This is a genomic window from Alteribacillus sp. JSM 102045, assembly GCF_041949975.1.
Taxonomy (GTDB): domain Bacteria; phylum Bacillota; class Bacilli; order Bacillales; family Marinococcaceae; genus Alteribacillus.
Map to the genome: position 1 here is coordinate 1 of NZ_JBHFQG010000061.1, position 11,143 is coordinate 11,143.

General features: G+C 40.0%; 10 protein-coding genes. 4 read left to right on the forward strand and 6 right to left on the reverse strand.

Going from position 1 to position 11,143, the window contains the following annotated elements; all coding sequences use genetic code 11:
* Window positions 1-210: 210 nt before the first annotated feature.
* The 5 genes from gcvH to ACE1TI_RS20995 all read right to left on the reverse strand — a co-directional run bounded on the left by gcvH (window position 211) and on the right by ACE1TI_RS20995 (window position 6,722).
* Window positions 211-597 carry a glycine cleavage system protein GcvH gene (gene gcvH, locus ACE1TI_RS20975; protein WP_375009471.1) on the reverse strand — a complete coding sequence of 129 codons (387 nt, stop codon included), beginning with the start codon at window positions 595-597 and terminating at the stop codon, window positions 211-213.
* Window positions 598-647: 50 nt separating this feature from the next.
* Window positions 648-1,007: an arsenate reductase family protein gene (locus ACE1TI_RS20980; protein ID WP_375009472.1), complete on the reverse strand. Its 360-nt coding sequence runs from the start codon at window positions 1,005-1,007 to the stop codon at window positions 648-650.
* 214 nt (window positions 1,008-1,221) lie between these two features.
* A complete protein-coding gene (locus ACE1TI_RS20985; RefSeq protein WP_375009473.1) occupies window positions 1,222-3,006 on the reverse strand; it encodes an acyl-CoA dehydrogenase family protein in 1,785 nt (594 codons plus the stop codon).
* Window positions 3,007-3,121: 115 nt separating this feature from the next.
* Window positions 3,122-4,300 carry an acetyl-CoA C-acetyltransferase gene (locus tag ACE1TI_RS20990; protein WP_375009474.1) on the reverse strand — a complete coding sequence of 393 codons (1,179 nt, stop codon included), beginning with the start codon at window positions 4,298-4,300 and terminating at the stop codon, window positions 3,122-3,124.
* 34 nt (window positions 4,301-4,334) lie between these two features.
* Window positions 4,335-6,722: a 3-hydroxyacyl-CoA dehydrogenase/enoyl-CoA hydratase family protein gene (locus tag ACE1TI_RS20995; RefSeq protein WP_375009475.1), complete on the reverse strand. Its 2,388-nt coding sequence runs from the start codon at window positions 6,720-6,722 to the stop codon at window positions 4,335-4,337.
* Between the two features lie 287 nt (window positions 6,723-7,009).
* Here ACE1TI_RS20995 and ACE1TI_RS21000 point away from each other — a divergent pair, with 287 nt between their 5' ends.
* The 4 genes from ACE1TI_RS21000 to ACE1TI_RS21015 all read left to right on the forward strand — a co-directional run bounded on the left by ACE1TI_RS21000 (window position 7,010) and on the right by ACE1TI_RS21015 (window position 10,582).
* Entirely contained in the window at window positions 7,010-7,282 is a 273-nt protein-coding gene (locus ACE1TI_RS21000; protein WP_375009476.1) for a hypothetical protein, read from the forward strand.
* A gap of 17 nt (window positions 7,283-7,299) precedes the next feature.
* Window positions 7,300-7,635 (forward strand): spore coat protein, encoded by a 336-nt coding sequence (locus tag ACE1TI_RS21005; RefSeq protein ID WP_375009477.1) that lies wholly within the window; start codon window positions 7,300-7,302, stop codon window positions 7,633-7,635.
* A 316-nt stretch (window positions 7,636-7,951) separates the two neighbouring features.
* Window positions 7,952-8,896: an ectoine hydroxylase gene (gene thpD / locus ACE1TI_RS21010; protein WP_375009478.1), complete on the forward strand. Its 945-nt coding sequence runs from the start codon at window positions 7,952-7,954 to the stop codon at window positions 8,894-8,896.
* Between the two features lie 294 nt (window positions 8,897-9,190).
* Complete coding sequence (locus ACE1TI_RS21015) at window positions 9,191-10,582, forward strand: DUF2254 domain-containing protein (protein ID WP_375009479.1); 1,392 nt, start codon at window positions 9,191-9,193, stop codon at window positions 10,580-10,582.
* A gap of 71 nt (window positions 10,583-10,653) precedes the next feature.
* Here the strand turns inward: ACE1TI_RS21015 and ACE1TI_RS21020 are convergent, their stop codons facing one another.
* Window positions 10,654-10,854 carry a hypothetical protein gene (locus ACE1TI_RS21020; RefSeq protein WP_375009480.1) on the reverse strand — a complete coding sequence of 67 codons (201 nt, stop codon included), beginning with the start codon at window positions 10,852-10,854 and terminating at the stop codon, window positions 10,654-10,656.
* Window positions 10,855-11,143 lie beyond the last annotated feature (289 nt).

An 11,143-nucleotide genomic window follows, 5' to 3' on the forward strand; every position in this document is an offset into this window, starting at 1 on the left:
ATGCATCTACACGCAACTCCAATCTTTTTCTTGTTTCTTGGACAATTCAAGTGTAAAGGATTTTGGAGCTTGCGTGTTTTTTTATGTCTAAATTTTTTCATACCCCAACAATTATAATAGAGCCAAAAAAAGAATTCCTTCTTATGAATTATTTATTAGATGAAAGAACGAAAAAGAACCCGCCATTAGGCGGGTTCTATGTAAGTAAAATTAATCTTCGCTAACCATTTCTTCATATTCTTCAGCGGACATCAATTCATCTAACTCTTCTTGATCAGATGGTTCGACAACGATCATCCATGCTTTTTCATATGGAGATTCATTAACAAACTCTGGTGAATCATCCAATTCCTCATTTACTTCTACTACTTTTCCGCTAACAGGAGCATAAAGCTCAGAAACGGTTTTAACGGATTCTACACTGCCAAAAGGTTCATCCGCCTGTATTTCATCACCTTCTTCAGGCAATTCCACAAATACAATGTCCCCCAGCTCAGATTGGGCAAAGTCAGTAATCCCAATGCGCACTTTTTCTCCTTCATGCTTGACCCATTCATGTTCTTCCGAGTACTTAAAGTCCTTTGGTAAATTCATCATTATCAACCTCCATTTTCAAAATTCAAGTTGCGTGAGGAAAGACAAAACTATTACTTATTCCATACTTCCTCAAATTGTTCTTCCTTAAACCCAACTGTGACATTTTCTCCATCTGTAACGATCGGCCTTTTTAACAGCATGCCATCTGAAGCAAGGATATCAAGCAGTTCCTTTTCGTCTGCTGATTTTATTTTGTCTTTCAAACCCAGCTCCCGGTACTTCTTCCCGCTTGTGTTAAAAAATTTTTTCAATTCCAGGCCGCTTTTTTTATACAGATTTTCCAATTCCTCTCGGTTTGGAGGGTTTTGTACAATGTCATGTTCATTATAAGCGATATCCTTCTCATCAAGCCAATTTTTTGCTTTTCGACATGTTTCGCAGCGAGAATATCCATAATATGTCAGTTCCATCCATTCCTTTCTCCTTTCCTGCTCTAAATTCCTTCTATATTATATCCAAATTTTCAATAATTCTCGAGCACTATGACAGCCTTATCTAAATACGCGAAAAAGCCCCGGGTTCTACGGAGCTTTTTCAGATCACTTAGCAGAGAGGAGAATGCCTTTCCGAAGAAAGGGAATATATATTTTTGGAGCTTAATATGCTCCAAATTGGATAACAAATTTAAACGACATAACGTTCTACATCTAATACTTCGCCAGCAATTTGACGCTTTAATGCTACAACATTAGTCGGAGTGTGACGGGTAAGCTTTCTAAGCATAGAGAGCATGGTGCGCAGAGTATCTCCTTCGTCCATATGCACCAGCGACTCCTTCGCATTAGCTTCCAGACGGTTAATCGCTTCTTGACAGAACACACGTGTGAGAAGAATCTTCATTTCTTCTTTGTCTGCACCGTTTTTATTGATAGCTTTTTCTGTTCGAAGAATAGCAGACTCCATGGAATAAATATCACTTACAATGTCTGCTACGTTCATTAAAAGCTCCTGTTCTTGTTCCAGAGATTTACCATATTTTTGAGCACCGTTTCCGGCTACCATTAAAAATACTTTTTTTGCATTTTTTAATAAATATTTTTCTTTTTCAAGCGGAGCGTCTCCAGGCTCTTCCGGCATCATTATCATTAACTCTTCTTGAAGTTTTTCTGCTCTTTGAAGAAGCGGGAGCTCGCCTTTCATGGCTTTTCGCATGATGGTACCTGGTACAAGCAAACGATTGATTTCGTTTGTTCCCTCAAAGATGCGGTTAATCCGTGAATCTCTATAAATGGTTTCTACTTCATATTCCGACATGAACCCGTATCCGCCATGGATTTGTACGGCTTCATCTGCTGTGAAATCTAACGTTTCTGATCCAGAAAATTTATTTAAAGAGCACTCAATCGCGTATTCTGCAATAGAAGTTGCTACTTTACCGCCGTCTTCCTGTTCTTCTTCAGTCAATTTTCCAAGCTGCTCTTCAAAAAGTCCTCCTGTACGATAAATGGAGCTTTCTAAAGCGTAAGTTTCAGATGCCATTGTTCCCAGTTTCTCCTGGATAGCTCTAAATTGACCAATTGGTGTTTTAAACTGTTTTCTTTCGTTTGCATAAGAAGATGCTAACTCAATCGCTCGTTTTGATCCGCCAACACAGCCCACACCCAGCTTATAGCGCCCAACATTTAAAATATTAAAGGCTATCACATGGCCGCGTCCTGCTTCACCAAGAAGATTTTCTTTTGGCACTTTTACATCTTCTAGAAGTAATGTCCGGGTAGATGAGCCTTTAATCCCCATTTTCTTTTCTTCTGGTCCAGTGGACACTCCTTCAAATTCACGTTCAACGATAAAAGCTGTAAAATGATCTCCGTCAATTTTTGCGTATACAATGAAGACGTCTGCAAAAGCAGAGTTAGTAATCCATTGCTTTTCACCATTTAATATATAATGGGTGCCTTCTTCATTTAAAACAGCCGTAGTCTTTGCACCTAGGGCATCTGACCCGGAGCTTGGCTCGGTTAGTGCGTACGCTGCTATTTTCTCCCCTGTTGCTAGAGCCGGAAGGTATTTTTTCTTTTGCTCTTCGTTACCGAAAAAGACGATTGGTAAAGAGCCGATACCTACATGTGCTCCGTGGCTCAATGAAAATGCGCCGGCACGGGAAAACTTCTCTGTGATAAGAGAGGAGCTGATTTTATCAAGGCTAAGCCCTCTGTATTTTTCAGGAACATCTGCTCCAAGAAGCCCTAGTTCTCCTGCTTTTTCTAACAGACGCCGTGAAATATCAAATTGATGATTCTCAATTTTCTCAGCTTCTGGAACCACCTCGCCAATAACAAAATCTTCTGTCGTTTTAGCAATCATTTTGTGTTCTTCACTGAAATCTTCCGGAGTGAATACTTGTTCCGGTTTCACTTCCTCAACTAAAAATCCTCCGCCTTTTAGTCCAAGCTCAACAGTGCTGCTCATTTTTTTATACCTCCAATAATAATGTAATATTGGGAGGTTGGGAGGACACGAAGATCACCTTTCCTCCTGGATTCCCATTTGACCCGCTTGATCGGGCCGTTAATGTTACTTGTTCTTACAATAATTCAAACACCCCGGCGGCCCCCATTCCTCCGCCAATACACATCGTTACGACACCAAACTGTTCGTTTCTTCGTTTCATTTCGTTCATTAAGCTGAGTGTAAGCTTTGTTCCTGTACACCCTAGCGGGTGCCCCAGTGCAATCGCCCCTCCGTTAACATTTACTTTCTCATGATCGAGGTTTAACTCTCGAATAACTTGAAGAGATTGCGATGCAAATGCCTCGTTTAATTCAAAAAGGCCGATATCCTTCACTTCCAGGCCAGCTAACTTAACCGCTTTCGGAATAGCTTCAACTGGACCAATTCCCATTACCTCAGGTCGTACGCCAGCTACTGCAAAAGAATGAAACTTTAACATAGGTTTTAGCCCTTCGGCTTCAGCTCTGTCTTTTTCCATTAATAAAACAGAAGCAGCACCGTCACTCATTTGCGAAGCGTTACCGGCAGTTACTGAGCCTTTGGGATGAAAAGCGGGCTTTAATTGACTAAGTGTCTCCGTTGTCGTCCCCGGACGCACACCCTCATCACGGGAAAACGTCACCTGTTTTTCTTTTAATTTGTTGTCATCCCCTACAGTACGCAAGCTGACCTCTACGGGAACAATTTCTTCATCAAATTTTCCTTCTTCTATTGCTTTAGCAGCACGCCGGTGGCTCTCTGCTGCGAAAGCGTCCTGATCTTCTCTGGAAACACCGAACTCGTTAGCCACTTGTTCTGCAGTATATCCCATACCCATATAGTATTCTGGTGCTTCGTCTACTAATGATGGGTTTGGTGCAATGACATGACCGCCCATTGGAATGAGACTCATAGATTCTGCTCCTCCAGCGATAATTGCATTGGAATGTCCTAACATAATTCGTTCTGCACCATACGCAATACTTTGCAGCCCGGAAGAACAATATCTATTAATAGTAATTGAAGGTACAGTATGAGGCAGACCAGCAAGTGCAGAAATGTTTCTTGCCAGATTCATTCCTTGTTCTGCTTCCGGCATGGCGCATCCAATAATGACATCTTCGACAATCGACGGGTCTGCATCTCCTGCACGCTTTAAGGTTTCCTTTATTGTCAGCGCCCCGTAAACATCAGGTCTGGCGTTTGCGAGCGTTCCTTTTTTAGCTTTTCCTACCGGTGTTCTGGCACCGGATACGATAACCGCTTCCTTCACCAGCTTTCCCCTCCATTCATTCCTACTATTTGGATTAATTGCGTAACGGTTTGCCTTTTGTCAACATGTGCTGCATTCGCTGCTGGGATTTAGGTTCACAAACAAGGCTTAAGAAAGCTTCTCTTTCCAGATCAAGTAAATACTGCTCATCTACCATCGTTCCTTTTGGTACTCTGCCGCCTGCTAAAACAAATGCGAGTTTTTCAGCAATTTTCACATCATGCTCAGAAGCCATACCGCCAAACTGCAGTGTTTTTGCTCTAAGCTTCATTGCTGCATACCCTGTTTCACCTACTACTGGTATCTTTTGGCGCTGAGGCGGAACATATCCTTTTTCATATAAGTGAAAAGCCTGCTTTTTCGCGTGATAGATGGTGTGGTCCGCATTAAATATTACATCGTCTCTATCACTTAAAAATCCGTTTTCTCGTGCTTCATCTGCAGAAGCCGATACTTTAGCCATAGCAATTTTTTCGAAAACCTTATTTGCTACAGGTAACAGATCTATGCTTCCATCCTGTGGAAGGTCTTCGATGTGACGAAGATACAGCTCTTTATTTCCGCCGCCTCCTGGAATAAGGCCGACTCCTACTTCTACAAGCCCCATGTATGTTTCGGAAGCAGCCTGAATGCTTGCTGATGGAAGGCAAATTTCAGCTCCACCGCCTAGAGACATTCCGTGCGGGGCAGATACTACAGGACGTTTTGAGTATTTAATTTTTGACATGGCATTCTGGAACTGCCGGATAACTATATCAATTTCAAAGAAATTATCATCCTGTGCTTCCATTAGAATCATCATTAAATTGGCGCCAACACAAAAGTTTTTGCCATGATTTCCGATAACGAGCCCTTTAAAATTTTTCTCCACTTCGTCAATCGACTGGTTGATCATTTGTAAAACATCCAGTCCGATTGAGTTGTTAGGAGAATGAAATTCAAGGCAGGCTATATCATCTCCAATATCAATCAAACTTGCTCCTGCATTTTTTCTTATAACAGCATTATTACTTTTCATTTTTTGAAGGTTGATTTCTTTTTTATTTATGTCTTTCCTTTGGTATTCCCCGTTGTGATAATACTCTTCTTCGTTTTTATAAAACGTTGAAATACCATTTGAAAGCATATTCTTGACCCATGAAGGAACATTTTCTCCATCTTCTTCCATCCGGGCCACTGATTTTTCTACTCCGATAGCATCCCATGTTTCAAAGGGACCCATCTCCCAGCCAAATCCCCATTTGATGGCTTCATCAACAGCAGCAATGTTGTTTGCGATTTCACTGCTTTTCTCGGCAGAATACAGAAGCACTGGTTTCATAATATTCCAAACAAGTTTTCCTGCTTCGTCATCTGCATATACAAGCGCTTTCAATTTACTGCTTAAATGTTTTTCTTGTTTTGCCTGCTCTGTGGAGGCAGTTTTAATTCTTTTTCTTGTTTCATATTCAAATGTCTCAGGATTCAACTCCAGTATTTCTTTACCGTTTTCCCTTTTTACTTTCTTGTAAAATCCCTGACCTGCTTTACTCCCGATCCACCCTCTATCTGCCAATTGCTTCATAAAAGAAGGCGAATCAAATATTTCTTTTTCTTCTCCTTCCACCTGGTCATATACATTTTTAGCTACATGAAGGAAAGTATCGAGACCGACGACATCAAGCGTTCGAAAGGTCGCACTTTTAGGACGGCCGATTGAAGGCCCGGTAACAGAATCAATCTCTCCTACTGACCAGCCGCCTTTCAGCATTTCACGCACTGTCACTAACAATCCGTATGTGCCGATTCTGTTCCCAATGAAGTTTGGAGTATCTTTCGCCTCTACGACGCCTTTTCCAAGCGTATCTTCAGCAAATTGCTTCATGAATGCCAGGATTTCCGGGTTTGTTTTTTCATTTGGTATAATTTCAAGCAATTTCAAGTAACGTGGAGGATTAAAAAAGTGAGTCCCTAAAAAGTGAGAGCGGAATTCTTCAGAACGCCCTTCTGCCATAGCATTTATAGAAATTCCAGATGTATTTGAGCTAACTATAGCGCCTCGCTTGCGATATGCTTCCACTTTCTCAAATACCTGCTTTTTCACTTCCAGATTTTCAACGACTACTTCAATAATCCAATCGGCTTCATTTAAGCGTTTCATATCATCTTCAAAGTTGCCGGTTTCAATCAGAGAAAGGTTATTTTTCGTTGTTAATGGAGCGGGTTTCTGTTTTTGAAGCTGCTTTAAAGCACGATTGCTTAAGCGATTGCGCACCTCTTTATCATCAAGGGTAAGACCGTTTGCTTTTTCTTCCTCGGTCAGCTCTTTGGGCACAATATCCAATAAAAGAACCGGTATGCCAACGTTAGCTAGATGTGCTGCTATACCCGATCCCATCACGCCGGAACCTAGAACAACAGATTTTTTTACGCTGCCTTTCATCGTCTTCCTCCTTCTTCTTTTGAATGAATACTCATTCAACTTCTATCTATAAAAATAAAATGAATAGCTGTTCAGTTTCTAATAATACTATAAAATATTTCCTCTCTCTTGACAATAGAAAAGACAGAAAATTTCCAGAAAAACGCATGCTTTATTTCCAAATTTATTTTTTTATAAGTCTATTTTTCTTTGGGCTCAATAATAATATAACAGCCTTTAATCTATGCATATTGTTTATACCAATTTTACATACTAACTACCGTACATTATAAAGGAGGAATGAAAATATGGATCAGCAGCAGCAACAAAATCAAAATCAGCAGCAGGTCATGCCGCAGCCTCCCCAGAACGTTACGGTAAAAGACCACCTCTACATTTCTGATATGCTTTCCTGGAACTTAAATGCAGCGAAAAAAGCTTCTTTTTTTGCTAAACAGTGTACAGACATGGATATTAAGCAGGAATTGGAAAATACAGCGCAAATGCATGAACGCCATTATCAGCAGCTGTTAAATAATCTGCAATCCGGCAATCAGCCGATTCAGCCAAACACTAATTAAGAGGAGGTATAACTGCTATGTCTGGATCTAATAAAATAAGAAACCCTAAAACAGAAGTTCCCCAAACACCTGAAATGAATGACCGTGATTTCTTAAATGATATGTTAACAACAGAAAAATACATGACAGATGCTTATAGTACAGCTATGAACGAAGCTAGTCACGAAAACCTGTATAACGATATGTCATTAATTTTTAATGAAACACAGAATTGTCAGCGAAATTTGTTTAATTTAATGTTTAAAAAAGGCTGGTATAGTTTTGAAGCCGCTGAGCAGCAAACGCTCGATCAAAGCTACCAACGATTTACTGGTTATAACAGTCAGCTGCCTTCAGGCGGAATGATTCAATAAGAAAGATAGGGATGCAGTTTCGCCAAACGGAGTTGTCTTAACGGACAGCTCCGTTTTTAAATTAAAATGGGATTTTTATCTAAGTTAGGAAGTAGCAAACTTATTTTTTTCCTTATTTTTCATTAACTAAAACATTTTTTCAGAAATTTTTTTGAAGCGTGAACCGCCTGTCTTATCTTACGTTCAGAATTTACTGTATTTTAATAAGCAACTTTCTTTATAATATACAGGTTTATGTTAAAATGTTCTTGGGTATCAGTCTCAACGACTCGCCATTTTCATTGAAATCTAGTAAGTGAAAAGGAGTGATGGTGCAATGGCAGTCGATAAGTATCCTTCCAGAAAAGGGCAACAGGCTAAAATTATGGAAAGGAAAGACCCTGTGATTCACCAGAACCCTGATTTTGCAGATGGTCCTTTAACAGATAAGGATCTGAAGGGTTTTGAAGAAAATGGCTACTTACTGTTTGAGAAGTTGTTCAACGATGATGAAGTAGCTATTATGAAAAGTGAATTGAAGCGCACGATGGACCTCAACCAACAGCGAGATACCGATGATGTCATCAAAGAACCGGGAAGCAATGAGATTCGTTCGGTGTTTGAGATTCACAAAGACAGCGGTTTCTTTCAGGCGTTATCCAAAAACCATCGTATTGTGAAAGCAGCCCAGCAGCTGTTAGGCAGCCAAGTTTACATTACACAGTCCCGAATAAATTTCAAACCAGGGTTTAAAGGTAAGGAGTTCTACTGGCATTCGGACTTTGAAACTTGGCACGTAGAAGACGGCATGCCTAATATGCGTGCAGTCAGCTGCTCAATCATTTTAACCGACAACTATGAGTACAATGGTCCGCTGATGTTAATCCCCGGCTCTCACAAATGGTATGTATCCTGCCCTGGTGAAACGCCGGAAGACAACTACAAGTCTTCGCTGCAGAAACAAGAAACCGGAGTACCTGATAATGACAGCATGAGATGGCTCGTTGACCAGGCAGGCGGGCGTATTGACCGGGCAACTGGTCCTGCCGGCTCAGTATTGTTCTTTGAATGCAATACGATGCACGGTTCTGCCGGGAATATTTCCCCGTATCCGCGAAGCAACGTTTTCTTTGTCTTTAATTCGATTGAAAACAAACTCACGGATCCATATTCCGGCCAGTCGCCGCGTCCTGAATTTCTTGCAAACCGGGATAACATTCAGCCCATTACACCAAACAAAGACCGTCTACAAAACTTCACTACTCGGTTTGCTCGAAAATAAAATGAAAAAGGCTGTCCCCGATAATACCCGGGGGCAGCCTTTTTCGGTTAACTCGGAGTAAATAACATGCTGAAAAGGTTCAAGAAAAGGCACAGGGACGGAGGATTCCGCTTTGGGCCAGAGCCTTTTATTATTCATTCTAAGTGTTAATCTTTATTTGATGTTTTGCTTTCTGTGGATACGGGAAAAAAATGTTAAGAATTAACATTCAGCTGATAGACAGTTAGAGAGAGAAAGGACAAAACAATGAGGCTTAGAAATTTTTTCCCCCGTCCTCTTCGAAAGGTATCCAGTATGTCCTACCGGCAAATTTGGTACGAGCTTCGCGCAAATCTATGGTTTAGCTCTATTATTTATGCTATTTTTGCCATTGGCCTGGTTGCTTTTTCTTATTGGCTTGATTTTACCGTTCAGGTTGAGCAGCATCTGCCGGATATGTTTTTAACGAACTATGAGCTGACACATATCTTAGTAAGTACGCTGATTGCTGGGATTCTCACTTTAAACGCATTTACGTTTAACTCTATTCTTGTAGTATTAACTAGTTTTTCAGGACAATTTTCTCCTCGGATGCTGTTAAGCTTTGTTTCCGACCGCAGAACTCAGCACGTCATCGGTATATTTAATGCTTGTTTTCTTTATGTTCTTATTTCCTTCTTTTTATTAAGTGAAGAAGAAAACGGTATGTATGTTGCTATTCCAATTTTCACCGTATTGTTAGCCTTTTTAGCACTATCTAACTTTGTGTTTTTCATCAACCATGCGGTCAAATGGATGCAGGTGCCTAACCTGACAAACAATATGAAAAATGAATCAAAAAAGACGATTTTACGCACCTTGTTAAAAGATTTAGAGCCGTATCGTACGAGAGAACCCAACCATACAGAAAAAGAATTAAATGAAGAGGAAGCACATATTATTGCTTCCGATAGTGCCGGTTTTATTCAGATTTTTGATTATAAGCATTTAATCTCAGAAGCAAAAAAAGACAAAATAATTTTAAGGCTGGAACGCCGAATCGGCGATTTTGTGACAGAAGGCATTCCGATTATCACGTATTGGAAAACCAATGATACCTCGATTAATGAGTTCAAATATAGAAAGCTTATATACTTGGGACCGAAAAAAACAGAAGTACAAGACTTAGAATTTGGGGTAAATAAATTAACGGAAATTGCTATTAAAGCGATAGGCAATGATGACCCAAGCACTGCCAATAATGCAATATACCAACTCACTGATTTGCTGATCTCGATTTCTAAAGTAACCAGGTTCACTCCATATCTAACAGACACGGACAACAGACTTCGGCTGATTATTAAAGACGAATCCTTCGATTATTATTTGTACGCTGCTTTTTCACAAATTAGTGTTTATGCAAAAAAAGATCCTTTTCTCACCACAAATATCTTAGAAGCCATTACCATTCTCTCGCAATCAGTACCTCAAGAAAATTACAGCTGCTGCTGGAAGTTTGCCAAAACCATTGCAAGAGGGTATACAGAAGGCTTCACTTATGCCTACAACGAACAGCGATTTTATAATAGTTTAAAAGGAATCGCCCAAAAAACCGGAAATTTAAATAGTTATGAAGAGTTTGAGCAGGAAATAAAATCAAAAATGACAAAATTTGATATTGATGAAACAAAAAAAGACATTTTCACCAAAAAAGCACCATCTTCCTGATCGGGCAGATGGTGCTTTTTCATTGTTCTAAAAAGACTGCCTATCCGGTTTTCCGGAAGTGGCAGTCTGTTTTATTCTTCTTGTTTTTCTTGATTTCTGTCTCCCGAATGCTGAGTTAACAGCAGGCCATAAAGCATAGCAAAGATCATGCCGCCAAACCCTATGATTTGAAAGACTAAGCTTTGAGTACCCGCAAATTGAACGGTTCCAATAAAAAACAGAAGTACGAATGCTGTCATCATAAGAAAAGTCCATAACATCGGCTGTTTCATGAATCTCCCTCCTATTTTTTCTTGTTATCTTTCCATGCTATGATTGTAAGTTTGAAATTATGCAAGTGTTCATAGATAATATTTTATTTTCCGTTTTATAACTTTTTAAAACCATTTTTATGGTACCGTCAATAAGTTTGTGTAATGTTTTTAGAGTATCCAAAGAATAACTTCTTGAGTTTTCTTACAGAGGGAAGGTTATTCTTCGTTCTGACCTTCCCCGTATCGGTTCGTGAACATTTTTTTTAAGGCTGGGGCGGCCGTACCGAATCCACGGAGTTTACGACCG